Origin of the sequence: Streptomyces sp. 1-11 (genome assembly GCF_007176755.1) — a bacterium.
GTDB lineage: Bacteria > Actinomycetota > Actinomycetes > Streptomycetales > Streptomycetaceae > Streptomyces.
In genome coordinates, this window is sequence record NZ_BJTV01000008.1 from 83,603 (window position 1) to 108,371 (window position 24,769).

22 protein-coding genes and 1 pseudogene are annotated in these 24,769 nt (G+C 73.9%); 9 read left to right on the forward strand and 14 right to left on the reverse strand.

All coding sequences use genetic code 11. The annotated features are described in order from the left end of the window. Positions 1 to 129 precede the first annotated feature (129 nt). Positions 130 to 1,317 (reverse strand): acyltransferase, encoded by a 1,188-nt coding sequence (locus TNCT1_RS18670; RefSeq protein ID WP_143633495.1) that lies wholly within the window; start codon positions 1,315 to 1,317, stop codon positions 130 to 132. A 472-nt stretch (positions 1,318 to 1,789) separates the two neighbouring features. Here TNCT1_RS18670 and TNCT1_RS18675 point away from each other — a divergent pair, with 472 nt between their 5' ends. The 3 genes from TNCT1_RS18675 (at position 1,790) to TNCT1_RS18685 (ending at position 5,383) form a co-directional block, all read left to right on the forward strand. Next, on the forward strand, positions 1,790 to 2,227 hold the full coding sequence (locus TNCT1_RS18675; RefSeq protein ID WP_143633497.1) for a Fur family transcriptional regulator: 438 nt from the start codon (positions 1,790 to 1,792) through the stop codon (positions 2,225 to 2,227). A 57-nt stretch (positions 2,228 to 2,284) separates the two neighbouring features. After that, on the forward strand, positions 2,285 to 4,516 hold the full coding sequence (gene katG, locus TNCT1_RS18680; RefSeq protein WP_143633499.1) for a catalase/peroxidase HPI: 2,232 nt from the start codon (positions 2,285 to 2,287) through the stop codon (positions 4,514 to 4,516). 264 nt (positions 4,517 to 4,780) lie between these two features. Next, positions 4,781 to 5,383: a hypothetical protein gene (locus TNCT1_RS18685; protein WP_143633501.1), complete on the forward strand. Its 603-nt coding sequence runs from the start codon at positions 4,781 to 4,783 to the stop codon at positions 5,381 to 5,383. 212 nt (positions 5,384 to 5,595) lie between these two features. Here TNCT1_RS18685 and TNCT1_RS18690 read toward each other — a convergent pair whose 3' ends face one another. Both TNCT1_RS18690 and TNCT1_RS18695 read right to left on the reverse strand, forming a co-directional pair. Beyond that, positions 5,596 to 6,531, reverse strand: a complete 936-nt coding sequence (locus tag TNCT1_RS18690; protein WP_143633503.1) for a serine hydrolase — start codon at positions 6,529 to 6,531, stop codon at positions 5,596 to 5,598. After that, the gene (locus TNCT1_RS18695; RefSeq protein WP_143633506.1) at positions 6,528 to 7,592 is read right to left on the reverse strand and encodes a LysR family transcriptional regulator; all 1,065 of its coding nucleotides are present in this window, start codon (positions 7,590 to 7,592) and stop codon (positions 6,528 to 6,530) included. Before TNCT1_RS18695 ends, TNCT1_RS18690 begins: the two co-directional genes overlap by 4 nt. Before the next feature lie 136 nt (positions 7,593 to 7,728). On the opposite strand from TNCT1_RS18695, the gene bla reads away from it, so the two are divergent. The 4 genes from bla (at position 7,729) to TNCT1_RS18715 (ending at position 11,917) form a co-directional block, all read left to right on the forward strand. Next, positions 7,729 to 8,649 (forward strand): class A beta-lactamase, encoded by a 921-nt coding sequence (gene bla, locus TNCT1_RS18700; protein WP_143633508.1) that lies wholly within the window; start codon positions 7,729 to 7,731, stop codon positions 8,647 to 8,649. Positions 8,650 to 8,978: 329 nt separating this feature from the next. Next, positions 8,979 to 10,553, forward strand: coding sequence for a carbohydrate-binding protein (locus tag TNCT1_RS18705; RefSeq protein ID WP_143633510.1), 1,575 nt, complete (start codon positions 8,979 to 8,981; stop codon positions 10,551 to 10,553). Between the two features lie 169 nt (positions 10,554 to 10,722). After that, on the forward strand, positions 10,723 to 10,899 hold the full coding sequence (locus TNCT1_RS18710; RefSeq protein WP_308789286.1) for a hypothetical protein: 177 nt from the start codon (positions 10,723 to 10,725) through the stop codon (positions 10,897 to 10,899). Positions 10,900 to 11,026: 127 nt separating this feature from the next. Continuing rightward, on the forward strand, positions 11,027 to 11,917 hold the full coding sequence (locus TNCT1_RS18715) for an SDR family oxidoreductase (protein ID WP_143633514.1): 891 nt from the start codon (positions 11,027 to 11,029) through the stop codon (positions 11,915 to 11,917). Positions 11,918 to 11,943: 26 nt separating this feature from the next. Here TNCT1_RS18715 and TNCT1_RS18720 read toward each other — a convergent pair whose 3' ends face one another. From TNCT1_RS18720 to mdlC, 10 genes and pseudogenes are all read right to left on the reverse strand, one after another. Continuing rightward, positions 11,944 to 12,963: a phosphotransferase gene (locus TNCT1_RS18720; protein ID WP_143633516.1), complete on the reverse strand. Its 1,020-nt coding sequence runs from the start codon at positions 12,961 to 12,963 to the stop codon at positions 11,944 to 11,946. Between the two features lie 47 nt (positions 12,964 to 13,010). Next, positions 13,011 to 13,103, reverse strand: a pseudogene (locus TNCT1_RS35575). A gap of 137 nt (positions 13,104 to 13,240) precedes the next feature. Continuing rightward, a complete protein-coding gene (locus TNCT1_RS18725) occupies positions 13,241 to 14,002 on the reverse strand; it encodes a polysaccharide deacetylase family protein (RefSeq protein WP_174266347.1) in 762 nt (253 codons plus the stop codon). Between the two features lie 192 nt (positions 14,003 to 14,194). Further along, positions 14,195 to 14,587, reverse strand: a complete 393-nt coding sequence (locus TNCT1_RS18730) for a RidA family protein (protein WP_143633518.1) — start codon at positions 14,585 to 14,587, stop codon at positions 14,195 to 14,197. Between the two features lie 63 nt (positions 14,588 to 14,650). Further along, positions 14,651 to 15,421, reverse strand: a complete 771-nt coding sequence (locus TNCT1_RS18735; protein ID WP_143633987.1) for an isoprenyl transferase — start codon at positions 15,419 to 15,421, stop codon at positions 14,651 to 14,653. A gap of 333 nt (positions 15,422 to 15,754) precedes the next feature. Further along, positions 15,755 to 16,456, reverse strand: a complete 702-nt coding sequence (locus TNCT1_RS18740) for a GNAT family N-acetyltransferase (protein ID WP_143633520.1) — start codon at positions 16,454 to 16,456, stop codon at positions 15,755 to 15,757. Between the two features lie 70 nt (positions 16,457 to 16,526). Next, positions 16,527 to 17,780 carry a PP2C family protein-serine/threonine phosphatase gene (locus TNCT1_RS18745; RefSeq protein WP_143633522.1) on the reverse strand — a complete coding sequence of 418 codons (1,254 nt, stop codon included), beginning with the start codon at positions 17,778 to 17,780 and terminating at the stop codon, positions 16,527 to 16,529. Positions 17,781 to 17,932: 152 nt separating this feature from the next. Next, positions 17,933 to 19,228 carry an aromatic acid/H+ symport family MFS transporter gene (locus TNCT1_RS18750; RefSeq protein ID WP_143633524.1) on the reverse strand — a complete coding sequence of 432 codons (1,296 nt, stop codon included), beginning with the start codon at positions 19,226 to 19,228 and terminating at the stop codon, positions 17,933 to 17,935. Positions 19,229 to 19,345: 117 nt separating this feature from the next. Beyond that, positions 19,346 to 20,800: a benzaldehyde dehydrogenase gene (locus TNCT1_RS18755; RefSeq protein WP_143633526.1), complete on the reverse strand. Its 1,455-nt coding sequence runs from the start codon at positions 20,798 to 20,800 to the stop codon at positions 19,346 to 19,348. Between the two features lie 70 nt (positions 20,801 to 20,870). Then, positions 20,871 to 22,451: a benzoylformate decarboxylase gene (gene mdlC / locus TNCT1_RS18760; RefSeq protein WP_143633528.1), complete on the reverse strand. Its 1,581-nt coding sequence runs from the start codon at positions 22,449 to 22,451 to the stop codon at positions 20,871 to 20,873. Between the two features lie 98 nt (positions 22,452 to 22,549). On the opposite strand from mdlC, the gene TNCT1_RS18765 reads away from it, so the two are divergent. After that, positions 22,550 to 23,485: a LysR family transcriptional regulator gene (locus TNCT1_RS18765; RefSeq protein ID WP_143633530.1), complete on the forward strand. Its 936-nt coding sequence runs from the start codon at positions 22,550 to 22,552 to the stop codon at positions 23,483 to 23,485. Between the two features lie 99 nt (positions 23,486 to 23,584). After that, positions 23,585 to 24,028, forward strand: coding sequence for a universal stress protein (locus tag TNCT1_RS18770; RefSeq protein WP_143633533.1), 444 nt, complete (start codon positions 23,585 to 23,587; stop codon positions 24,026 to 24,028). A gap of 57 nt (positions 24,029 to 24,085) precedes the next feature. Here TNCT1_RS18770 and TNCT1_RS18775 read toward each other — a convergent pair whose 3' ends face one another. After that, positions 24,086 to 24,769, reverse strand: a complete 684-nt coding sequence (locus tag TNCT1_RS18775) for a CBS domain-containing protein (protein ID WP_143633535.1) — start codon at positions 24,767 to 24,769, stop codon at positions 24,086 to 24,088.

The window sequence follows — 24,769 nt, forward strand, 5'->3', positions numbered from 1 at the left end:
GTACGAGGACCGGGTTCCTTCTTGCCGCCCGGCTATGCATGCGAACCGGCGCACGGACGACCGGGCGGGCGGCGCGGGCCGCCGCGAGCGGCGGTGTGCGGGGGAGCGGGGGGAGTGTGCGACCCGCCGTCAGTCCCGTGCCGGCGCCGCGGTCTCCCGGGCGCCGGGGACCGGCTCGGGCCGCTCCCGCGACGGGCGGCCCGCACCCCGGCGGCGCAGCAGCAGGCGCCTCGCGGGCCGCTCCACCGCCTCGTACAGCACCCAGGCCAGCGCCAACGACACGGTGAAGGCGACCGCCGTCACCCCCAGGCCGGCGAGCAGGCCGAAGTGGGGCTTGTTGCCGAGCAGTTGGGTGCCCGCGCGCAGGACCAGCAGGTGGATCATGTAGAAGGCGAACGACAGTTCCCCGAGCCGCACCAGCCGCCGGCGCCGCCACAGCGACGGCAGCCCGCGCAGGTCCGCGACGGCCGCGGCCGGGATGAGCAGCGCGAACCCCGCGATGGTGCAGACGGTGGCGGAGTAACCGGGCGTCACCTGCGGCACCAGGAAGTAGCCGATGACGGCCAGGGCCAGCGAGGCCTCCAGCCCGGGCCCGCGCCACCGGCCGAGCTGCACCAGCCGGGCCGTGACGGCGCCGAGGACGAACTCCGGGAGCCGGGCCGCGGGCATCGAGTACAGGGCCTGCTCCGTCCAGTGGTGGGCGTCCGCCCGGGCCAGGACCAGCACGGCCGCCACCGACAGCACGCCCAGCGCGGTGGCGCCGCGGGGGCCCAGCCGGCGCAGCAGCAGGAACAGCAGCGGGAAGGCGGCGTAGAAGAACGCCTCGCAGGCCAGCGACCAGCTCACCGGGTTCAGCGTCTGCCACCACGGACGCCACCACGAGTGCACCAGCAGCAGGTTGGACAGCGCCTGCCCGGAGGTCGGTCTCGGCTGGCGGGGCAGCGCGTAGGCCATGAGCAGGGCGAGGCCCAGGGTGACGAGGTGCACCGGGTAGACACGGGCGATCCGCCGCCGCCAGAAGGCCGGCGCGCGGTCGTGGGGGCGGGCGGACCACGTCAGCACGAAACCGGACAGCACGAAGAAGAAGGACACGCCCGTGGCGCCCGCCCCGAATCCCCACAGCACGAGACGGCCGGGCTCGCCCCCGAAGTAGCCGAAGTTGTTCACGTGCAGTCCGAAGACCAGCAGCGCCGCGACCCAGCGCAGCCCGGTCAGGGACGGCAGGGCGGGGGCGGCGGCCGGCGGGGCGGAGCCCGCCCTGTCGTCGCCGGTCCGTGCGGGCGGCGTCCGGGTCGTCCGGGTCGTCGCCGTGGTCATCACATCACCTGCCGCGGGAGGGTTGCGTGGGGCATAAAGGGGAACGTTGCCCGGTCGCCCCTTCGCTATCACCTCACGTCGCGAACATCACACCGCTGCCGAGCGGCCGGGTCCGCCATGTGCCGCGGCCGGCCGCACCCGCGCCTCCCTCCGAGTGAAAAGCCCCGCTCCCGGGCGTCCCGGTCCTCGTGCGCGGGGCCTCGGGAGCGGAGCGGGGCGGCGGGGGCGCTCCGGCCGGGTACGCCGCGACGCGGTGATCCGGCCCGCCGGCTTTCGCGCTCACCCGTCCGGAGGACCCGTCGGCCCGGTGCCCCGTCCGGGTGGACCGTGCGGCCACATGATGCGTTCACCCGGCGCCCGAGGCGATGCCGGTCCTGGCCACGCACGGGCGAACAACGGGTGTCGGCGCGAGGCCAGAATTGCATCCTTCGTTTTATTGAACCCTTCGTGTTTACAGGGGTAGGTTCGGCCCATGACCGCATCCGGTACTCCGAGCACCGCCGAGGAACTGCGCGGGTCCGGCCTGCGCGTGACGGCGGCCCGCGTCGCGCTGCTGGAGACAGTCCGTGCGGGTGACCACCTCGGGGTCGAGGCGATCGCTTCCGGGGTCCGCGACCGTGTGGGCCACATTTCGCTGCAAGCCGTCTACGAGGCACTGCACGCGCTGACCGCGGCGGGCCTCATACGGCGGATCGAACCGGCCGGCAGCCCCGCCCGGTTCGAAGGACGTGTCGGCGACAACCACCACCACATCGTGTGCCGGTCGTGCGGTGCGCTCGCCGACGTCGACTGCGCGGTGGGCGAGGCGCCCTGCCTGACCGCGTCCGACGACCGCGGCTTCTCGATCGACGAGGCCGAGGTCGTCTACTGGGGCACCTGCCCCGGCTGTTCCACCGGCCGCATTTCCTGAGTTCCCGAGTTCCAGAGTTGCTGAGCACAGAGTTCCGTTCCGTTCGGAAGGATTGCCATGACTGAGAACCACGACGCGATCGTCACTGACGCGAAGTCGGAGGAGCCGAGCGGCGGCTGCCCCGTCGCGCACGGGCGAGCCCTGCACCCGACCCAGGGTGGTGGCAACCGTCAGTGGTGGCCGGAGCGGCTCAACCTGAAGATCCTTGCCAAGAACCCGGCGGTCGCCAACCCGCTGGGCGCTGACTTCGACTACGCCGAGGCGTTCAAGTCCCTCGACCTTCCGGCCGTGAAGCAGGACATCCTGGCGGTGCTCACCACCTCCCAGGACTGGTGGCCGGCGGACTTCGGCCACTACGGCCCCTTCATCATCCGGATGGCCTGGCACAGCGCGGGCACCTACCGCATCAGCGACGGCCGCGGCGGCGCCGGCGCCGGCCAGCAGCGCTTCGCGCCGCTGAACAGCTGGCCGGACAACGCCAACCTGGACAAGGCCCGCCGCCTGCTGTGGCCGGTGAAGAAGAAGTACGGCCAGAGCCTGTCCTGGGCCGACCTGCTGGTCCTGTCCGGCAACGTCGCGCTGGAGTCCATGGGCTTCGAGACCTTCGGCTTCGCCGGCGGCCGCGAGGACGTGTGGGAGCCGGAGGAGGACGTCTACTGGGGTCCGGAGACCACCTGGCTCGACGACAAGCGCTACACCGGCGACCGCGAGCTGGAGAACCCGCTCGGCGCCGTCCAGATGGGCCTGATCTACGTCAATCCGGAGGGCCCCAACGGCAACCCGGACCCGATCGCCGCGGCCCGTGACATCCGTGAGACGTTCCGCCGCATGGCGATGAACGACGAGGAGACCGTCGCCCTGATCGCCGGCGGCCACACCTTCGGCAAGACCCACGGCGCCGGCCCCGCCGACCACGTCGGCCCCGACCCGGAGGCCGCCGGCCTCGAGGAGCAGGGCCTGGGCTGGCGCAGCAGCTACGGCACCGGCAAGGGCGCCGACGCCATCACCTCCGGCCTGGAGGTCACCTGGACCTCCACGCCCACCCGGTGGAGCAACGGCTTCTTCGACAACCTCTTCGGCTACGAGTGGGAGCTGACCGAGTCCCCGGCCGGCGCCAAGCAGTGGAAGCCGAAGGACGGCGCGGGCGAGGGCACCGTCCCGCACGCCCACGACTCCTCGAAGAAGATCGCCCCGTCGATGCTCACCACCGACCTGGCGCTGCGCTTCGACCCGATCTACGAGCCGATCTCCCGCCGCTTCCACGAGAACCCGCAGGAGTTCGCGGACGCCTTCGCCCGCGCCTGGTACAAGCTGACCCACCGCGACATGGGCCCGAAGTCCCTCTACCTCGGCCCGGAGGTTCCCGAGGAGACCCTGCTGTGGCAGGACCCGCTGCCGGAGCGCGAGGGCGAGGCGATCGACGCGGCCGACATCGCGGCCCTCAAGGCCAAACTGCTCGACTCGGGCCTGACCGTCACCCAGCTCGTCACCACCGCCTGGGCGTCCGCCTCCACCTTCCGCGGCAGCGACAAGCGCGGCGGCGCCAACGGCGCCCGCATCCGCCTGGAGCCGCAGCGCGGCTGGGAGGTCAACCAGCCCGACCAGCTCGCGCTGGTGCTGCGCACCCTGGAGAGCGTCCAGCAGGAGTTCAACGCCTCCGCCGGCGGCAAGCACGTCTCCCTCGCCGACCTCATCGTCCTCGGCGGCGCCGCGGCCGTGGAGAAGGCCGCGAAGGAGGGCGGCTTCCAGGTCGAGGTGCCCTTCACGCCGGGCCGGGTCGACGCCGGCGAGGAGCACACCGACGCCGAGTCCTTCGAGGCGCTGGAGCCGACCGCCGACGGCTTCCGCAACTACCTCGGCAAGGGCAACCGCCTGCCGGCCGAGTTCCTGCTGCTGGACCGGGCCAACCTGCTGACGCTGAGCGCCCCCGAGACGACCGTGCTGGTCGGCGGTCTGCGGGTGCTGGGCGTGGGCCCCGAGGGCTCGCAGCTCGGCATCTTCACCAGGACGCCCGGCTCGCTGACGAACGACTTCTTCGTCAACCTGCTCGACCTGGGCACGACGTGGTCGGCGACCACCGAGGACCAGACCACGTTCGAGGGCCGGGACGCCGCCACGGGCGAGGTGAAGTGGGCCGGCAGCCGCGCCGACCTGGTGTTCGGCTCGAACTCCGAGCTGCGCGCGCTCGCCGAGGTCTACGCCGGTGACGACGCGAAGGAGAAGTTCGTGAAGGACTTCGTCGCCGCCTGGGACAAGGTCATGAACCTGGACCGGTTCGACCTGGTCTGACCGACCCGCCGAGGGGCGTCCGGCCCCGGCCCGCACGGGCCGGGGCCGGACGCCCCTCGCCGTGTGCCGGGCGCAACCGCGAACCGCACGGGGGCGGCCCGCCCGCGCCCGGAGCCGAGGACCGTCCCCGGTACTGCGTTCGGGGCGGCCGGGGTGCACGATGGTGAGGTGGCGATCCGGATCCCGATCCGGATCCTCCGAACGCCGAGCGGACCCGCGCGTCCCGGCACGCGGCCGCCGGCAGGCGAGAGGAGGCGGCGGCCGATGACTCGGACACCTCCCACCGCGGTGAAACGGGACCGGCTGTGGCGCTGGCGGCACAACCCGCTGCGCCGGCACAGCGACGTCGTCGAGGCCTGGGTCGTGCTCGTCACCTGGACCCTCGCCCTGCTGGGCGCGGCCCTCGGAGGCTGGGCGGCGGCGCACTCCGTGGACTCGACGCTGACCGCGCGGCGGGCCCACGTGCACGCCGTCTCCGCGGTCCTCACCGACGGCGCCGCGAGGACCCCGGCCGCCGGCAGCGGCTACGACGACGGCCGGGTCTGGGCCACGGCCCGCTGGACGGGCCCGGACGGCAAGGTGCACATGGACCGGGCGAAGGTCCTGCCCGGCGCTCCGGCCGGCTCCCAGGTCACGGTGTGGACGGACCCCGCCGGCCGGGCGGTGCCCGAGCCCGCGTCCGCGGCCGAGACCATGCTGCAGACGGTGCTGACCGGCGCCCTGGTCGCCCAGGTCGCCGGCACGACGGTCTGGGCCGGCGGCTGGCTGGTCCGCAACGCGCTGGTGCGGCGCCGGCTGGCCGAGTGGGACGAGGAGTGGAAGCGCGTCGGGCCCGAGTGGCGCAACTACAGCGGCGGCCGGGGCTGACCGGTCCCAGGGCCTGTCTGACCATTCGCGTCGGATCGGCCCGCGGCGTCCGGTGCCGTGCATCGCAAGGCGGAGGGTCGTCCTCGTACTGGATGTACCTGGGCGTGCCCGACAACGCGGCGAGGTGCGGTGCCAGGCGTCGCGGGCCCGGCGGGAATGGTCAGACAGGGCCTGGCGGCCCGCTTCCCGCCCGCCCCGGCCCCCCCGGCGCCTCACCCGCGCAGTGCCTCGAACGCCTGCCGTGCGCCGATCCCGATCGCCAGGTCGATGTCCGGCGCCTGCGCCGCCCGCCGGTCCGCCCGGGTGAGCGCGGCTACGGCCACCCGCGTCCCGCGGTCCGCCTCGATCACACCGATCTCGTGCCGCAGGTGGAGGAACGTTCCCGTCTTCCCGCTCAGCCGCAGACTGTCGGCGCGCAGTTCGCTCGCCAGCCGCTGGGTGAAGACCTGATGCCCCATCAGCCGTCTGAGCTCGGCCGTGGCCGTAGGGTGCGCCACCTCGTCGCGCCACACCCGCCGCAGCAGGCCGACCAGCGCCGAGGCGGTGCCGAGATTGGCGTGCGCCGGGTCCAGCGTCTCGATGGTGTGCCGTCCCGCCCGCTCGTCGCGGACGGCCAGTTCCAGCGCCAGGGAGAAGTCGTTGCCCGCGGCGCCGGCGGCGCACTCGTACATGTGGTTCATCCGGTGCCGCACCCGGATGCCGGCGCAGCCCCACGAGCGCAGCCGGGCGTCGACGTCGGCCGCCGGCACCAGGTCGAACAGCGCGTCGGCGGCGGCGTTGTCGCTCACCGAGAGCATCAGCAGGAGCAGGTCGCCGACGGCGACCGTGACGGGGTGGCGGAACGCGGCGATGCCGGTCGGGCCGACGCTGCTGGTGGCCGGATCGACCGTCACCGGCCGGGCCGGGTCGAGGCCGCCCCGCGCGATCAGGTCCAGCACGACCAGGGCGAGCGGCACCTTCACCACGGACGCGAGGGGGACGGGCTCCTCGGTGTCGAAGCCGAGCCGGTCGCCGGTGTCGATGTCGCACGCGAGGAACGAGCCCCGGACGCCGAGCGCCGCCCAGTCCCGGGCGATCGCATCGGCGACGTCCAGCAGGGGGCCGTCGCCGCAGACCTGGGGCGCCCGGTGGGCCGCGTCCCCGGTCATCCGCGGGCCGCCAGCCGGGAGGCGGCGTCCGCGGACCCGGGCGGCCGCGCGGCGCGCGCACCGGTCCCGGCGCCGGCCGCCGCGGCCAGCGCCGCGGCCAGCCACTGCGGTACGTCGCCGCTTGGCTGACGCGGGGTGCCCCGCACCTCGTACCCGCGGTGCAGCGCGGCGTCGGCGAGCGGCGCCCAGTCGGCCCCGTGCCGCCGCGCGAACGGCTCGTCGCACAGCAGCAGCGCCCGGCCCGCCAGCGTCTCGGCGAGCGCGGTGGCCGCCGGTCCGGCCGGCCGGACCAGTTGCTCGGGCAGCCCGGAGCGGGCCGCCGCGCGCCCCAGCCTGTCGCGCGCGTACGGCACGTCGTCCTCCGGCAGGGTCAGGATCGGCAGGGGAGCGGTCCGCGCGCCGGTGGCGGCGCCGAGGCGGCGCGGCCGCAGGTCCTCCAGGTGGACCGCGCGACCCCGGGCGCCGCCCGGGGTGGCGTGCGCCGGCCGTCCGGCTTCGAGGGGCGGGGTGGTGTGCGCCGGCCGTCCGGCGTCGAGGGGCGGGGTGGCGTGCGAAGGCCCTCCGGCGTCGAGGGGCGGCGCGGAGGCCAGGCCGAGCGGCACCCGGTACGCGGCGTGCTCCGGCGGGACCCGCAGCAGCGCGAACGCGAGCGAGCCGTCCGCGAGCCGGGCCTCCCGCTCCCGGGGCGGCAGTTCGCGCACGCCGAGCGTGCTGCCGCGCTCCGCCCCGGCGCGGATGACCCGGGCCAGCTCCGCCGGCGCGCAGTCGGCGGGCACCCCCACCGCCCGGACCTGGGCCCGCTGGGCCGACCGGGCGGCCTGGTCGAGCCGCTGGGCCCGGTCCAGGACGTCCCGCGCGTAGGGGAGAAGCAGCATGCCCAGTTCGGTCGTGGCGACCTGCCGCCGGGAGCGGTCGAACAGCAGACCGCCGAAGCGGGCCTCCAGCGTCTTGATGCGGCGGCTGAGCAGCGGCTGGGCGATCCCGAGCCGGTCGGCGGCGCGCGAGAAGCTCGTCTCGTCCACGGTGGCGACGTACGCCTCGAGGTGTGCGAGCAGGTCCATCCAGCAGTCATATCAATTGGGTATGGGAACTTCAAAGTTCACTCTTGGACATGAGTGGAGTCCTGCTGTTTCGCTGTCCCCGTCGAAGATCCACCGACCGACACCCGATCACCGACGACCTGGGAGGACTCCGCACATGACCAGTGCCGACCCGATGCCGCGCCGCCGCCTGTTCAGGACCGGCCTCGCCCTCACCGCCGCCGCCGCGGTGGCCCCCGCCCTCGCATCCGCCCCCGCCTCGGCGGCCCCGGGCGCCGAAACCATCGACCTCGGGAGGGAGTTCGGCGATCTGGAGCGGCGTTACGGCGCACGCCTCGGTGTCTACGCCCGCAACGCGCGCACCGGCCGGACCGCGGCCTACCGCGCGGGGGAGCCGTTCGCGATGTGCTCGACGTTCAAGGCGTTCGCCGCCGCGGCCGTGCTGCGCGACCAGGCCGGCTGCGCGCCCCTGGACAAGGTGATCCACTACCCGGCGCGGGACATCCTCGACAACTCGCAGTACTCATACGACCACTTGGCCACCGGGATGACGGTGGGCGAGGCGTGCGCCGCCGCGATCCAGTACAGCGACAACACCGCCGGGAACCTGCTGCTGCGTCAGATCGGCGGTCCGCAGGGGCTCACCCGGTTCTTCCGGTCGCTCGGTGACCGGGTGAGCCGGCTCGACCGCTGGGAGACCGAACTGAACACCGCCGTCCCCGGCGACCCGCGGGACACCAGCACACCGCGAGCCCTCGGGGAGAGCTTCGAGCGGCTGACCCTCGGGCGGGCCCTGGCCCGCGCCGACCGCGAGCAGCTCGTCACCTGGCTGAAGGGCAACACCACCAGCGGCCAGCGGTTCGGCGCCGGGCTGCCCGCGGGCTGGGTCCTCGCGGACAAGACCGGCACCGGGTCCTACGCGACCGCCAACGACATCGGCGTCGCCTGGACGACCCGGCAGACGCCCGTGCTGCTCACCGTGCTGTCCACCAAGGACGCCGAGGACGCGCCCGTCGACAACGAGCTGATCCGCCGTGCGGCCGAGGTGCTGGCCGCCGCCCTCGCCCCCGGCGAGTAGGGCGGCCCGGCTCTCCCGCCCGTGCGTGGCGCGTGACGACCCGGTCCATGCGGGTCCATGTATATGAACTCAAAACAAGTACCAGAGTGTTGACGTGCTCACGGAAGCATCTCTACGGTTCGGGAGAAAGCGCTTTCCCGCTTTCTCCTGGGTGTAATGCCCGTGACCGTGCCCTGCGGTCCGCCTGTCGCGCGGACCGCGGGCGCGTTCACATGGAAGAACCAGCGGCATCGTCACCCCAGCACTCCAAGGCTCCAAGGCTCCACGGCACGAAGGCTCCACGGCACCGCACCCGCCCAGCCGACCCCCACCATCCTGGAGACAAGCCGATGCACCTGAGAGCAGCCATCGCCTGCGCCTGCCTGACCGCCGGCACGCTCGTCGCGCTGTCCGGCCCCACGGCGCAGGCCGCCACCACCCGCTACGAGGCCGAGACCGCGCCCGCCGTCTGCACCGGCACCATCGACTCCGACTGGACGGGCTACTCCGGCAGCGGATTCTGCAACGGGACCAACGCCACCGGCGCCGCGGCGCAGTTCACGGTGAACGCAGCGAGCGCGGGCACCGCCACCCTCAGGGTGCGCTTCGCCAACGGCGCCACCACGGCGCGGCCCGCCACCGTCGACGGGTCGGCGGCCACCGCGGTCTCCTTCGAGGGCACCGGCGCCTGGAGCACCTGGGTGACGAAGACGCTGACCGTGCCGGTGCGGTCCGGCGCCAACGTCGTCCGGTTCAGCCCGACCGCCGCCGGCGGACTGCCCAACATCGACTACCTCGACGCCGACCTCACCGGGGACACCACCCCGCCCTCTTCGGGCAGCGTGCTGTACGTCTCCCCGGGCGGCGCCGACAGCGCGTCCGGCAGCCAGTCCGACCCGACCACCCTGACCTCCGCGATCAGCCGCGTCACCCCCGGCGGCACCATCTACCTGCGCGGCGGAACCTACGCCTACGCGCAGACGGTCACCGTCCCCCAGGGCGCGGACGGCACCTCGGGGGCCCGCACCACGCTGAGCGCCTACCCGGGCGAGACCCCGGTGCTCGACTTCGGGGCGCAGAGCGAGAGTCCGTCCAACCGCGGCCTGCAGCTGAACGCCTCGTACTGGCACGTGTACGGCCTGGTCGTGCAGCACGCCGGCGACAACGGCATCTACGTGGGCGGCAGCCACGACATCGTCGAGCGCACGGTGACCCGCTTCAACCGGGACACGGGACTGCAGCTCGGGCGGATCGCCTCCAGCACCCCGAAGAGCCAGTGGCCGTCCGACAACCTCGTCGTCGCCGCCGAGTCGCACGACAACGCCGACTCCGACGGTGAGGACGCCGACGGCTTCGCCGCCAAGCTCACCGTCGGCACGGGCAACGTCTTCCGCTACGACGTCTCCCACCACAACATCGACGACGGCTGGGACCTGTACACCAAGACCGACACCGGCTCCATCGGCCCGGTGACCATCGAGAACTCCCTGTCCTACGGCAACGGCACCCTCTCCGACGGCACCGTCAACGCCAACGGCGACCGCAACGGCTACAAGCTCGGCGGCGACGACATCGCGGTCGACCACGTCGTCCGGCACAGCATCGCCTACCGCAACGGCCACCACGGGTTCACCTACAACAGCAACCCCGGCTCGATGCAGCTCGCGGGCAACGTCGGCATCGACAACGCCGAGCGCAACTTCTCGTTCGACAAGGGCACTTCGGTGTTCCGGAGCAACACCTCCTGCCGCTTCTCCAGCGGCGGGTCCAACGACAAGACGGTCGGTGACGCGGACGGCACCAACCAGTTCTGGACCGGCGCCAACGGCTCCCGGTGCGCGTCCTACTCCGGCGCCCTCGGCTGGTCCTTCGCCTCGGACGGCAGCCTGGTGGTGACCTTCGGCGGCAAGGTCGTCACTCCCTAGCCCACCTGCGCGGGCCGGGGCGGACGCCGCACGCGGGCGTCCGCCCCGGCCCGCGACGGCGATTTTCCACTACCGCCAGTAACGTGATGATCTTCTCCGCAGGTGTTACTCGCCAGTCAACTTCGCACGTCCGAGGGGCGTGCTCTGTCCGGAGAAGTCCATGTCGTCCATGTCGTCCGAAGCCTTCGAGAACGCGCGCCTCACGTACGAGCACCACATGCGGACGTGCCGCCAGTGCCACGCCGACACCGTGCCCTGCGCGGTGTCCAAGCACCTCCTGCGCATCTGCAACAACGCCCGCAGGGAGCTGCTGCGCACCCCCGAGCACCGGGCCGCCCAGGCCTGAGCGCACCGGGGGGCGGGCCCGGCCGGGGCCGGGCGGTTCAAGGTTCTCGCAGGCGGGGGGCTTGCGGCGGGGATGATCGGGGAACCCGGGCGGCTGTCCCGCCAGCCCGAGACCACGGAGGCCAGACGTGACCGCCGAACAGAGCCCGCAGCCCGACCCGACCACCCGGCACGCCCGCCCGGACTTCCCCTCCCAGGACCAGCCGCACCCCGGCTGGACCGGCCCGATGGACCCGCCGCCGGACCACGGCGAGGACTCCTACCGGGGCGCCGACCGCCTCCGCGGTTTCAAGACGGTGATCACAGGCGGTGACTCCGGCATCGGCCGCGCGGTGGCCCTGGCCTTCGCCCGCGAGGGCGCCGACGTGCTGTTCACCCACCTCGCCGAGGAGGCGGACGACGCGCGCGAGACGGCCCGGCTCATCGAGGACGCGGGCCGCAAGGCGGTCGCCGTGTCCTGCGACATCAGGGACGAGGACAACTGCCGCGCGCTGATCGGGCGGGCGGTCGACGAGTTCGGGCACATCGACGTCCTGGTGAACAACGCCGCCTACCAGATGTCCCAGCCGGACGGCATCGAGGCGATCAGCACCGAGCAGTTCGACCGGGTGCTGCGGACGAACCTCTACGGCATGTTCTGGCTCACCAAGTTCGCCCTTCCGCACATCCCGGCCGGGGGCAGCGTCATCAACACCACCTCCGTCCAGGCGTACAAGCCGAGCCCGCACCTGCTCGACTACGCCATGACCAAGGGCGCGATCGTCACCTTCACACAGGGCCTGGCCCAGATGGTCGCCGAGCGCGGCATCCGGGTCAACGCGGTGGCGCCCGGCCCCGTGTGGACGCCGCTGATCCCGGCGACGATGCCCGACACGGCCGAGTTCGGCAAGCAGAGCCCGCTCGGCCGCCCGGCGCAGCCCGCCGAACTCGCCCCGGCCTACGTCTACCTGGCCTCGGACCAGGCGAGCTTCGTCACGGCCGAGATCCTCAACGCGACCGGCGGCACCCCGCTGCCCTGACCGGGGCGGCACGGCGGCCGCCCCGGCTACAGCGGGGGCTCCTCGGCGAGTTCCAGCAGCGAGCGGGCGCTCTGCGCCGTCAGGGGAGCGGTCGCGGCGGCGGACGGGAACAGGCCGCCCCAGGCGCGGGCCCGGCCCAGGGCGCTCAGCCGCCAGGCGAGGCGCACCGCGCGCCGGAGTTCCGCCGCCGTGCGGCCGGCTCCCGTCCACGGCTCCAGGTAGGCGTCGCGCAGCCGCGGCAGCACGTCCGGCCCGTACCGGTCCGAGGCCCTGCGGGCCGGGACCCGAAGACTGCAGAACGGGTGCGAGACGGCCGCGTCGCCCCAGTCGAAGAAGGTGAACCGACCGGGCGCCGGATTGAACAACTGGCCGTCGTGCAGGTCGACATGGTCGAGCGAGTCGGGCACGCCCAGGGCCGCCAGTTCGCCGCACCAGTCCTCCAGCCGGGGCCTGAGCGCCGTCAGCCGGGCGCGTTCCTCCGGCCGCAGCGCAGGGCTGCCGGCCACCGACTCCTCGAAGACATACGGGAGTTCCGCGGTGCGGGCACTCGGTACGCCCAGCCGCTCCAGTTCCCGTACCCGGGGGACCAGTTCCCGCTGCAGGCCCGCGTACTGGCGCAGCAGGTCCTCCCAGACCTCCGGCCCGACGGGCTGCCGCTGGAGCACGTCCCGGAAGAGGGCGCCCCCGTCGGGCAGCAGCGACCAGCCGCGGCCGGCGTCGACCGCCAGCGGGGCCAGCACGTGCCGCGGCGCCCAGTGGGCCAGCGCGGCGGTGAGAGCGCCCTCGAAGGCACTGGACGGCGGGTTCGCCTTGAACCAGACGGCCCCCCGGCCCGTGGCGGCCCCGTGGTCCGCCACGGGCACCCGGACCAGCACGGACCACGGCCGCAGCCGTACCCGCAGGGCGCCGGACACACGCAGCCCGTGAGCCGTGAGCCCGTCCTCCACCCAGCCGAGGGCCGCGCTGCGCCAGCCCTCCCGCTCCCAGGGGGTCGGCGTGTCCGGGTACCCGCCCCGGTCCACGGCCGTCGACGCCACATTCCGCATCCGGCCATCCCAGCAGGCCGCGTGTGCGGTCGCCAGCGGTTTTCCGGCGGAGAGGGCAGGATTCGAACCTGCGTGGACCCAAGGGATCCGACCTCGAGACGTGCTCATGGTCCCCGATCAGCCGCTCCGGGCACCTCTCCCTGTTCCCGGCCCGGTCTCCCGCGCCGTTCACAGACACAACAGCGACAGGGGCCGCTGACGGCGCGGTGACGCCGGGCTGACAGCGGGCCGGCCGCCACCGGCGCCCCGCGCGCCCACCTGCTCGCCCCCGTTTGGGTCAGCGCACCGGAAACCCGAAGGAGTAGCCCTGCTGCTTCAGCCAGGGGAGCAGGGTCCGCAGGGCGGCCACCGTCTGCGAGCGGTCGCCGCCGGCGTCGTGGAAGAGCAGGGTGGGGCCGTTGGGCAGTTCCCGCTGGACGGTGGCGACGATGGCCTCGGCGCCGGGCCGCTCGAAGTCCTTGGAGTCGACGTTCCAGCCGAGCGGCCGCATGCCGTGGGAGGCCGCGAGGTGCCGGCTGTAGGGGGTGAAGGCGCCGCCGGGCGCGCGGTAGTACATCGGGTGCACACCGCCGGACGCCTTGGTGATCTGGCGTTCCGCGGTGACGATCTGCTCGGACTGGTAGGACTGCGGCTTCTTGTCCATCGTGGTGTCGTGCGACACCGTGTGGTCGCACAGCCGGTGCCCGGCCGCCACCACCTGCTTGACCAGGTCCGGGTGGGCCTCGGCCTGCGGCCCGACCATGCAGAAGGTCGCCTTCACGCCGTTGTCCCTCAGCACCGTCAGCACCTGAGGGGTCCAGGTCGGGTCCGGGCCGTCGTCGATGGTGATGTTGACCGCGTGCTCGCCGCCGTCGGAGGCGTGGACGATGCCGGCGGCGACCGGGGCGGCCTTCCGGGCGGCGGGCTTCGCCGCGGCCTGCTGTCCGCTCACAGGACCGGCCTGCGCGGTCCACACCGAGGTCGCGGCGGCCACCGCCGTCACCCCGACCGCCGCCGCGACCACCCGGCCGTACCATCCCCGCCCGCCGTGCCGTGCCATGTCCCGCCCCGTTCCTGCCGTGTCGATGTCCCCGTGCACCTGACAGGACGGGCGGGGGCGGCCGGAGGCTCCCGCTGTTACCGATCAAGGACAATTCCGGGGTGCTTCCGGGACAACGAGGAAACGCCAGGTGGGCAACGGCAGTCCGCCGCCCGGGTGACAGGCCCGTGCCCGCCCGGGCCCGGCGATCCGTCACACAGCGGACGGGCGGCGCGCGTACACCTCGATCTCGATCCTCATGCGGGGATCGGCCAGGCCGCACACCAGCATCGTCGCGGCCGGGCGGACCTCCCCGAATGCCCGCCGCAGCACCGGCCAGCACGGCTCGAAGTCCGCGCGCTCGGGCAGGAGGTAGCGCACTCGCACCACATCGGGGAAGCCGCAGCCGGCCTCGGCCAGCGCGGCCTCTATGTTGCGCAGGCACTGCTCGGCCTGCGCCACCACGTCCTCGGAGATGGTCATCGTGGTGTAGTCGAACCCGGTCGTCCCGGACACGTGCACCAGGTCGCCGTCCACCACGGCGCGGGCGTAGCCGATCTGCTCCTCGAAGGTGGAACCGCTGAGTATCGCGCGTCGCTCTGTCATGGGCCGCACGCTAGGCGACCCGTGCCGGACGGTCCAACGCCGGCCCAGGCGCGCCGGGTCGGGTCAGCGGCCGTAGCGGCGGTCCCGGTCCGCGTACGAACGCAGGGCGCGCAGCAGGTCGATCTGGCGGAAGGCCGGCCACAGGACGTCGACGAAGTGCACCTCCGCATAGGCGGACTGCCACAACAGGAAGCCGGACAGCCGCTGTTCGCCGGAGGTGCGGATGATGAAGTCGGTGTCGTGACCGGCCGGCGAGTACAGGTTGTCGCTGATGTGCTCCAGGTCGAACTCCGCGGCCAGGTCCCGGGGATCGCCGCCCGCGCCGATGTGCTTGTCGAAGGCCGCCCGGACGGCGTCGACGATCTCCCGGCGGCCGCCGTAGCCCACGGCGACGTCGACCTTGAGCCCACCCCGGCCGACGGTGCCCGAGGCGGCCTCCTTCAGCACGCGGGCGGTGTTCCCCGGCAGCAGGTCGAGGGCGCCGATGATCTCGATCTCCCAGGGCTCCCCGGGAGCGCAGATCCGCTGGACCGTCTCCTCGATTATGCCGAGCAGCGGGCCGAGTTCGTCGGCGGGCCGGTGGAGGTTGTCGTCGGACAGCATCCACAGCGTGACGTGGCTGATCCCGGCGTCGGTGCACCAGCGCAGGAAGTCCGTGACCTTGGCGCCGCCGACACGGTAGCCCTCACGGACGTCGCTGTGTCCCGCGCCCCGCGCCCAGCGGCGGTTGCCGTCCAGCATGATCGCCACGTGCCGCGGCCGGGGCAGGCCCTCCAGCTTGCGGTTCAGGCGCCGTACGTAGACCGCTTCCAACGCCGCACGCAAGGCCTTCATCGCCACACCGACATCCTTTCTCCGGGTCGTGTCAGAGGGGGAAACGATAGTGCCACGCCCGCCCTTGGGCACACCGCGCGAGCCCGGCGCCGCGTTCCCGCACGCCAACGCGCCCACGGGGTACGGACCGGTCCGCGTTCCGCCGCGGCGCGGGCCCGGACCACTTTCCCGATCCGGCCATGGACCGGGGCTCGTTCACCCGGCCGGGCCTCGTCGCGACGGGGCGCCGGGGACCACGTGACGCCTCTGCCCCACCGGCCGCCGGCCGGCCGGACTCCTGCCGGACGGGCGCCGGGCGGCCGGCAGGAGTCCGGTCCCCGCCGGGAGCCGGGTTCACAGGGTCAGGTACAGGCGCGTGCCCCGGGGCCGGAAGCCGACGCGTTCGTACACGCGGCGGGAGCCCTCGCCCGAGTACTCCAGCCACACCGACGACGTGCCACGGGCGAACGCGGCCTCCGCCAGGGCCGCGGTGACGGCGGCGGCGATGCCCCGGCCCCGGTAGGCGGGCCGGGTGCCGACGCCCGCGAGTTCCGCGGTGTCCTCGGCGGGCGCGGAGCACAGGGCCCCGCCGGCGCAGGTGCCGTCGGGCGCGCGCACGTACCGGACGGCGCCGCCCTGTTCAGCGGTGCGCCGCAGCCGGGCCGCGCCCGCCTCGGACGGGCCGAACTCGCCCGCGAACGCCTCGGACAGGGCGGTGTCGATCGCCCGGTAGTCCTCGTCGGTGCGCGGGGCCAGGACGGCCGGGTTCCGGCCCGGGCCGCCACCGGCCGGCGCCATCAGGGACCCGGGGGTGCAGACCAGGTACTCGTGGACCGCCTCGGTGCGGAAACCCGCCCGGCGCAGCGCGGGTTCGACGGCGGGCGCGGCGTCCGGGGCGAACTCGAGACGTGGCCGCAGACCGCGTTCGCGGAAGGCGAGGATCAGGGCCGCTATGTCCCGGTCGGCCGGCTCGGCGCCGGGGAACGGGGTCGCGTAGTTGACGTACGGGCTGTCGGTCTCGGGGTCGAAACCCGCGACGAAGCCCGCCAGCGCCAGGGAAACCGCACAAGTGGCTCCACACGCCGGGGAAGCCTCACAGGAGGTGCAGCGCGACCCGGCGGCGTGCTCACAGCCGGGCGACGACCAGGGCGATGTCGTCCTGGCCGCCGCCGGCCACCCCCAGGCTGTTCAGCAGCGTGTCCGCTAGCCGCTCGGCGCCCAGGCTGCCGCACTCCACCAGCGCCTCCCTCAGCCGGTCGATCCCGACGTCTATGTCCTCCTTGCGGCGCTCGATGAGCCCGTCGGTGTACAGCACCAGGGTGTCGCCGGGCGTGTACGGGATGCTGGCCTGCGGCCGCGGCACGTGCATCGGCCGGGCGCCGAGCGGCGGGTCGGTGGCGAGGTCGAGCAGCTCCGTGCGGCCGTCCGGGTGCGCCAGCACGGGTGGCGGGTGCCCGGCGCAGCTGTAGGTGATGAGCTGGCTGCGCCGGTCGACGATCGCCTTCACCGCCGTCGTGCCCAGGGCCCCCTCGATCGAGCGGGCGTACAGCCCCAGCACCTCCAGGGCCTGCGCGGGCCGTTCCAGGGCCCGGATGGCCGCCGACAGCGCGCTGCGCAGCATGCCCATCACGGCGGCGGCCTCCAGGCCGTGCCCGATGACGTCGCCGACCGCCAGGGCGAGCCGGTCCGGCGGGATGTCGACCACGTCGTACCAGTCGCCGCACACGTTGAGCGAGCCGATCGCGGGCAGGTAGCGCACCGCCACGTCGTGCGGATGGTGGGCCAGGTCGGGCGCGTACAGCATGGCCTCCTGCAGCGTCACCGCGACCGCGCGCTCCCGGGTGTTGGCCTGCCGCAGCTCCTCGTTCAGCCGCTGCAGCTCCCGCGCCCGGACGTACAGTTCGGCCTCCAGCGTCTGCGCGGCCTCCAGGCGCCTGCCGACCCGGATCCGGGTGGGGTCACCGGCCTGGTAGGCCTTGACGAAGGCGGTCACGTCCTCGACCCGGTGGATGATCCACGCCACCTGCCCGTCCGGCCCCAGCACGGGGGTGTTCACGGGGGACCACCAGCGCTCCTCGAACTCACCGGGCCGGCGCACGACGGGGATGTCGTACTTCTGCAGGGCCATCGTGTCCTGCTCGCGGGTGGACAGCACCCGGTGCAGCGAGGCGCCTAGGTTGCGCGTCCCGTCGGCCTCCGGGTCGTCCGGGTTGTCCGGGAACGCCTGGAAGACGTGCTGCCCGACCAGGTCGTCCCGGGTCCGCGCGGTCGCCTCCAGGTACGCCCGGTTGACGTCCACGATCACCAGGTCCGGACCCAGGACGAGGTACGGGCTCGGGGTGGCGGCGAACAGCGCCGCGTGATCGACCTGCGCCGGCATCCTCCGCTCCCTGTCCGGTGGTGGCCTGCACACCCAGGCTGCACCAGCCGGACGCGTCCCGCTCTCCCAGCGGCTCGCGGACACGACCGCGGCACGGGCCGTGTCCGGCCCGTGCCGCGGTCGTACCGGGCGGGCGCGCGCCCGCGGGCGGGTCAGACGGCGGGCCGGACGGCCTCCGCCTCGGCCGGCCCGGCAGCGGCAGCGACGGCGGGGGGCCGGCCCGGCAGCGTGAGCACTGCCACGAAGCCGAGGACGGCCACGGCGGCGAAGAAGTAGAAGCCCCACGGGTGACCGACCCCGGCGGCGACCAGGGCGCCGGTGATCGTCGGGCCGACGATCGACCCGATGCGGCCGATGCCGGAGGCCGAGCCGAGGGCGGTGCCGCGGACCGCGGCCGGGTAGTAGCTGGTCACGTAGGCGTAGACGAGCACCTGCGCCGAGAAGACGAACACACCCGTCAGGAAGACCACGGTGTCGAGCAGCAGGTCGCTGTGCATCCTGACGCTGAGGCAGGCCAGCATCACCACCGAGACCGCGAACCAGCCGAGGGTGACCGGCTTGATGCCCCGCCGGTCGGCGACGAAGCCGCCCAGCACCAGCCCGGCCACGCCGCCGGCGTTGAGGATCAGGAGCTGGGTGACGGCCGTGGGGACGGGGTAGCCGGCCTCGTTCATCAGCTTGGGCAGCCAGGTGTTGAGGCCGTAGACCAGCAGCAGGCCCATGAAGGAGGCGACCCAGATGCCGATGCCCGCCCGCAGGTAGGCCGGCTTGAGCAGCTCGGTGAACGGCACCCGCTGGGACCCGGTGGCCTCGCGGGCGCGCACGAACGCCTCCGACTCCGGCAGCCGGAACCACTGGACGGCCGCCACCACGAGCCCGGCCGCGCCGAGGACGTAGAACAGCACCTGCCAGTTGTCGGTCACCTGCAGGGCCAGCAGCGAGGTGATGACGGCGCCGGTGTGGTAGCCGGTCATCGTCAGCGTGCTGGCGCGTGCCCGGCGTCTGGCGGGCATGTGCTCGGCCATCATCGTCAGCGACACCGGCATGCAGGCGCCGAGACCCACCCCGGCGATCAGCCGCAGCACGGCGAACATCGCCACGGAGGAGGCGAGCGGGACCAGCAGGGTGAACACGGAGAACAGCACCACGGACCCGATGAGCAGCAGACGCCGCCCGAGCCGGTCGGCGAGCGGACCGACCAGCACCGCGCCGATGGCGACGCCGACCAGCGAGAGCGTGGCGATGGTGGTGGCGTCCCCGGCGGTGATGCCGAGGTGCCGGGTCTTGATCAGGGTCGGGATGATGGCGCCGAGGACGACGAGGTCGTACCCCTCGAGCATGACGGTGATCCAGCACAGGACCACCGTCCAGACGCCACGGCCGGCGGCGCCGGTGCCCGCGGAGGTGTTGGACGCGTCGGACGCGTCGGAAGAGACGACGGATGCCATGGAGACATTCCCCCCAGAGCGGCTACGGGAGACGGAAGTGGGCGAGCGGGAGCCGGAGCGGCCGCGCGGCGAGCCGGAGGGGTCGCGCGCGGGCCCGGCGGAACGGGAACGCGGGGATCAGAACGGGTAGTCGGCTATGTCCGGCCGTACGGTGACCCACTGGGTCTCGGTGAAGGCCTCGATGTTGGCGGCGGCTCCGCCGAACCGGGACCCGGTGCCGGACGCCTTGACCCCGCCGAACGGGGCGTGCGGCTCGTCGGCGACCGTCTGCTCGTTGATGTGGATCTTTCCGGAGTCGATCCGGTCGGCGAGCTTCATCGCCGTGCCCACGTCACCGAGGATGCCGACGGACAGTCCGTACTCGCAGTCGTTGACGATCCGCGCGGCCTCCTCCGGCGTGGAGAAGCCGATGACCGGCGCCACCGGACCGAAGATCTCCTCGCGCCAGGCCGGCATGTCGGGGGTGAGGCCGGTCAGCACGGTGGCGCGGTACCCGGCGCCCACGATCTCGCCGCCCGCGGCCAGCTTCGCGCCGGCCGCCACGCTCTCGGTGACGATGCCGTGCACCCGCTCCAGCTGCCGCCGGTCGATGATCGGGCCCAGCGCCACGTCCTCCCGGGCCGGGTCGCCCACGGGCAGTGCGTCCGCCTTTGCGGCGAGCACCGCCGCGTACTCCTCGAGCAGCGACTCGTGCACGATGTGGCGGCCGGTCGTCATGCAGATCTGCCCCTGGTGCAGGTACGAGCCGAACGCGCCGGCCGAGGCAGCCTTGCGCACGTCCGCGCCCGGCAGCACCACCAGGGCGTTGTTGCCGCCGAGTTCGAGGTGGGCCCGCTTGAGCAGCCGGCCCGCCTGCTCGCCGATCGCCCGGCCGACCGGGGTGGAGCCGGTGAAGGAGACGACCCGCACCTCGGGTGCCTCGACGACGGCCTGGCCGACCGACGCGTCGCCCGGGAGCAGGTGCAGCAGGCCGGAGGGCAGCCCGGCCTCCTCGAAGACGCGGGCGATGACGACGCCGCCGCTCACCGCGGTGCGCGGGTCCGGCTTCAGCAGGACCGCGTTGCCCAGGGCCAGCGCGGGCGCCACCGAGCGCAGCCCGAGGATGAGCGGGAAGTTGAACGGCGCGATCACGCTGACGACACCGGCCGGACGGCGCCGGGCGAACGACCAGCGGGCCTCCTCCGAGGCCAGCACCTCGCCCTGCGGGTGCGTCGGCAGCGCCGCGCACTCGAAGCACTCGCCCAGGGCCAGCCCCACCTCGAACGACGCCTTGGAGCGCACCGAACCGGCCTCGCGCACCAGCCAGTCCTCGATCTCGGCGGCGTGCTCGGTGAACAGCTCGCCCGCGCGGCGCAGCACGGCCGCCCGTTCCGCGGCCGGGGTGGCCGCCCAGGTCCGCTGGGCCTCGGCGGCCCGGGCCGCGGCGCGGCCGACGTCCTCGGCGGTGGCCAGGCCCACGGTGCCGAGCCGGTCCCCGGTCGCGGGCTCGGTCACCGGCCGCCCGGCGGTGGCGTCCCGCCAGCCGTCGCTGTGGAACTTCTCGCCCCAGACGGCGCTGTCCAGGAGTGTCATCGGTGTCCCTTCCGCCGCCCGTCGGGCGGCGAGTTCTCGGAGAGGGGTTCGGGCGTTCGGGCAGGGGTGGTCAGGAGGGGGTCGTCAGCGCGGTGTCGACCTGGACGAGCCGGGGTCCGTCCGGCCGCTCGGCCAGCACGGCCCGCAGCTCGTCCGCATCGCCGACGTGCCGGGCCGGCACTCCGTAGCCCTCCGCGATACGGGTGAAGTCGAGGCCCGGGATGTCCAGGCCCGGCGCGTCCGGCACGCCGAGCAGACCGCTGAACCAGCGCAGCGCCCCGTACGTCCCGTTGCGCAGCAGCACCACGGTGAGCGGGACCCGATGCCGCGCGGCGGTCCACAGGGCGGTGATGCCGTAGTTGGCCGAGCCGTCCCCGATCACACCGACGACCGGGCGGCCGGGCTGGGCCATGGCGACCCCGACCGCGCCGGGCAGCCCGAAGCCGAGGCCGCCGGCGGCCGGGAAGTAGTACGAGCCGGGCTCGCGCAGGTCCATCTGGCGCCACCACGCGGCGTTCGTCGACGTCGACTCCACGACGTAGGCGGTGTCGCCGGGCAGTTCGTCCCGCAGGGCCGCGAACACCTGCTCGGGGTGCAGGCGCGGCGCGTCGGCGGACGCCGGCTCGGGCGCCGGCCGGAACGCGTCCGCGGGCGCCGCGGGCGCGTCCAGCGCCTTCAGCAGCAGCTCGATCACCGCGGCCGGGTCGGCCACCAGGGCCTCGCCCATCGGCGCCCGCGCCGCGGCCGGGGCGTCCTCGGTCACCTGGATGAGCCGGGTGCCCTCCGGCAGGTACCGCCCGGGAAGGTACTCGTGGTACCGGAACACCGGGGCGCCGAGCACCAGCACCAGGTCGTGCCCCTCGAAGGCCCGGGACACCGGCTCGATGCCGGCCGGCAGCACCCCGCGGAACAGCGGGTGGCGGTTGGGGAAGGGCAGCCGGAACTGCGACGGCGCCGCCCACACCGGACCGCCCAGCCGCTCGGCGAGGCGCACCGCGTCGTGGAAGAGCCCGCCGGAGTCGATGTCGCCGCCCAGCACCAGCGCCGGCCGCCGCGCCGCCGCGACCGCCTCGGCCAGCCGGCGGCCCTGCTCCGCGCCGGGCACGCCCGCCCGCTCCACCCGCCGGTCCAGCACCGCCAGGGAGTTCTCGCCCGCGTCGGCCGCCCAGTCGTCGTACGGCACGGAGAGGTAGGTGGGCCGCCGCTGCAGCCGGGCCTCGAAGACCGCCTGGGCGAGCGCGCGCGGCACGTCCTGCGCGCACGCCGGCTCGGCGGCCCAGCCGGCCAGCGGCCGCATCAGCGCGGCGGCGTCGACGTTGGCGAGGTTCGCCTCCGGCCCGATGGCCGGCCGCACCTGCTGGCCGGCCACGATCACCAGGGGCGTGCGCGAGGCCACCGCGTTCGTCAGCGCGCCCATCGCGTTGCCGGAGCCGGACGCGGCGTGCAGGTTGACCAGGACGGGACGGCCGGTCGCCTGCGCGTAGCCGTCGGCCATGCCCACCACGGCCCCCTCGTGCAGGCCCAGGACGTAGCGGAACCCGTCCGGCAGGTCGGCGAGGAAGGGCAGCTCGTTGGAGCCGGGGTTGCCGAAGACGGTGGTGAGCCCCTGACGACGCAGGAACTCATGGGAGACATGACGCACGGATGGCACGGGTGCTTTTCCCTTCGGAAGTGACGCAGCACACGCTAAGGAGCACACGACATGGTCACCAATAGATGTTGCCCGGCCGCGATATAGACTCCGTCGATATGAGCAGCTTCGACCTGAACCTCGCCCGCGTCTTCGTGCTGCTCTACGAGACCGGCAGCGTCACGGCCACCGCCGAGACCCTGCACGTCACCCAGCCGACCGTCAGCTACAGCCTGGGCAAGCTGCGCCGCCACTTCGGGGACGAGCTCTTCCGCCGCACCGGCCGCGGCCTCACCCCCACCGCCGGCGCCCGCCGCCTGTACGAGCCGCTGCAGCGCGCCCTCGCCGACATCGACGGGGCGATCCGCCAGTCCGACGACTTCGACCCCGCCACCATGGGCGGCCGCTTCACCGTCTCTTTCTCCGACCTGGGCGAGGTCACGCTGCTGCCGCGCCTGGTGGCGGCCGCGCGCGAGCGCGCGCCCCGGGTGTCGTTCGCCGTCCGCTCCCTGGACGTGGACGACGCCGAGAGCCAGCTCCGCCGCGGCGAACTCGACGCCTTCGTGGCCACACCGGTGCTGACCTCGCACCGCACCGTGCGCATCCCGCTCTTCCACGAGCGCTACGTCGGCATGGTCGCCGCCGACCACCCGCGCATCCGCGGCACCCGCGTCACCCTGGCCGAACTGGCCGCCGAGCAGCACGCGTCGGTGTACGGGCCCAGCGGGCACGTCGCGCCCAGGTCGCTGCTCGCCACCCACGGACTGCTGGACCGCCTGACCGTGGACGCCACCCGCTTCTCGGTGCTGCCGTACCTGCTGGAGCGGACCGACCTGATCGCGATCGTCCCGGAGTACGTCGGCGAGGTCTTCACCGCCTCCCACCGGCTGCGGCTGGTCCGGCTGCCTTTCGACACCGAGCCGATCGAGATCGCGCTCTACGCCCGGCACGAGGCGTCCCGCAGCCCTTCGCAGCGCTGGCTGGTCCAGTTCATGGCGGAGGTCCTGGGCGAGCTGGTCAGTCCCGCGCAACTGCCGCCGACCGCCATCCGGTAAGGCGCGCTCATCTGGCGGTGCGGTGCCCTCTCGCGCACCGTGGAGGTCAGGGGATCGACCGACCGGGCGGGCGCACGTTCCGCGGGAGAGGTGGCACACGTGGACAGCAACGTCTCCGGGCCGAGGGTCGTGGTCGGCGTGGACGGCTCCCCGTCCTCGTACGAGGCCCTGCGCTGGGCCGTGCGCTACGCGGCCCTCATCGACGCCCGCGTGGACGCCGTCACCGCGTGGGAACTGCCGGGCCTGTACGGCTGGTCGGGGCCGGTGGTGGACATGGACATCGACCGGGACGAGGCCCGTGACCGGATGCGGCAGGAAGTCACCGAGGTGCTCGGCGACGACGTGGCCCGCTCGGTGCTGACCCACGTGGCGCACGGCAACCCCGCCGAGGTGCTGCTGCGGGCCGCCGAGGGAGCCGAGGTGCTGGTCGTCGGCAGCCGGGGCAGGGGCGGCTTCGCCCGGGCCCTGCTCGGCTCCGTCAGCCAGCACGTGTCGCAGCACGCGACCTGTCCGGTCGTGCTGGTGCGCCCCGGGGCGAAGTAGGCCTCGCCGGCGATCGTGCTGGTGCGCCCCGGCCCGAGGTGGGCCCCGCCCGCGCGCTCACTCGGTGGCGGCGCCCTGCCCGGTCACCGCGTCCCGGCCGCCCGGCGGCAGGTCGAACCGTACGTCCACCACGCCCTCCACGGCCCTGATCAGCCGGGCGGCCACCGGCACCAGGGCTCTGTCGCGCACCCGGCCGACGAGCGTCACGACGCCGTCCTCGACCACCACGTGCAGGGACGACGAAGGCGGCGGGAACAGGTAGGACACGATCTCCCGTCGGACCTGCTCGGCGATCTCCTCGTCCCCGCGCAGGAAGACCTTGAGCAGGTCGGCGCGGCTCACCACGCCCTGCAGCAGCCCGAGTTCGTCGACCACCGGCAGCCGCTTGACCCCGGTCCGCGCCATCACCCGGGCGGCCTCGGCCAGGGTGGCGTCGGCGCGCACGGTCACGGCCGGCTCGGTCATCAGGTCACCGGCGCTGAGCGCGCCCGCCTTGGCCATGTCGGCGGGGCGGCGCAGCCGGGTGTACTCCTCCGCGGGGTCGTCCCGTAGCTCCTCCGTGGGCAGCAGGTCGGCCTCGGAGACGACACCGACGACCCGGCCCTCGCCCTCGATCACCGGAAGGGCGCTGACCCGCCAGTCCTGCATCATCTCCACGATCTCCTTGAACGGGGCCCGGCGGCCGACGGCGGCGACCGTGTGCGTCATGACGTCGCTGACGATGTGCGGGGTGCCGTACAT

Bases quoted from the DNA above. Each gene is read 5' to 3' on its own strand.
- TNCT1_RS18670 (WP_143633495.1), bottom strand. From the start codon at position 1,317: ATGACCACGGCGACGACCCGGACGACCCGGACGCCGCCCGCACGGACC.
- TNCT1_RS18675 (WP_143633497.1), top strand. From the start codon at position 1,790: ATGACCGCATCCGGTACTCCGAGCACCGCCGAGGAACTGCGCGGGTCC.
- katG (WP_143633499.1), top strand. From the start codon at position 2,285: ATGACTGAGAACCACGACGCGATCGTCACTGACGCGAAGTCGGAGGAG.
- TNCT1_RS18685 (WP_143633501.1), top strand. From the start codon at position 4,781: ATGACTCGGACACCTCCCACCGCGGTGAAACGGGACCGGCTGTGGCGC.
- TNCT1_RS18690 (WP_143633503.1), bottom strand. From the start codon at position 6,531: ATGACCGGGGACGCGGCCCACCGGGCGCCCCAGGTCTGCGGCGACGGC.
- TNCT1_RS18695 (WP_143633506.1), bottom strand. From the start codon at position 7,592: ATGGACCTGCTCGCACACCTCGAGGCGTACGTCGCCACCGTGGACGAG.
- bla (WP_143633508.1), top strand. From the start codon at position 7,729: ATGACCAGTGCCGACCCGATGCCGCGCCGCCGCCTGTTCAGGACCGGC.
- TNCT1_RS18705 (WP_143633510.1), top strand. From the start codon at position 8,979: ATGCACCTGAGAGCAGCCATCGCCTGCGCCTGCCTGACCGCCGGCACG.
- TNCT1_RS18710 (WP_308789286.1), top strand. From the start codon at position 10,723: ATGTCGTCCGAAGCCTTCGAGAACGCGCGCCTCACGTACGAGCACCAC.
- TNCT1_RS18720 (WP_143633516.1), bottom strand. From the start codon at position 12,963: ATGCGGAATGTGGCGTCGACGGCCGTGGACCGGGGCGGGTACCCGGAC.
- TNCT1_RS18725 (WP_174266347.1), bottom strand. From the start codon at position 14,002: ATGGCACGGCACGGCGGGCGGGGATGGTACGGCCGGGTGGTCGCGGCG.
- TNCT1_RS18730 (WP_143633518.1), bottom strand. From the start codon at position 14,587: ATGACAGAGCGACGCGCGATACTCAGCGGTTCCACCTTCGAGGAGCAG.
- TNCT1_RS18735 (WP_143633987.1), bottom strand. From the start codon at position 15,421: ATGAAGGCCTTGCGTGCGGCGTTGGAAGCGGTCTACGTACGGCGCCTG.
- TNCT1_RS18745 (WP_143633522.1), bottom strand. From the start codon at position 17,780: ATGCCGGCGCAGGTCGATCACGCGGCGCTGTTCGCCGCCACCCCGAGC.
- TNCT1_RS18750 (WP_143633524.1), bottom strand. From the start codon at position 19,228: ATGGCATCCGTCGTCTCTTCCGACGCGTCCGACGCGTCCAACACCTCC.
- TNCT1_RS18755 (WP_143633526.1), bottom strand. From the start codon at position 20,800: ATGACACTCCTGGACAGCGCCGTCTGGGGCGAGAAGTTCCACAGCGAC.
- TNCT1_RS18765 (WP_143633530.1), top strand. From the start codon at position 22,550: ATGAGCAGCTTCGACCTGAACCTCGCCCGCGTCTTCGTGCTGCTCTAC.
- TNCT1_RS18775 (WP_143633535.1), bottom strand. From the start codon at position 24,769: ATGTACGGCACCCCGCACATCGTCAGCGACGTCATGACGCACACGGTC.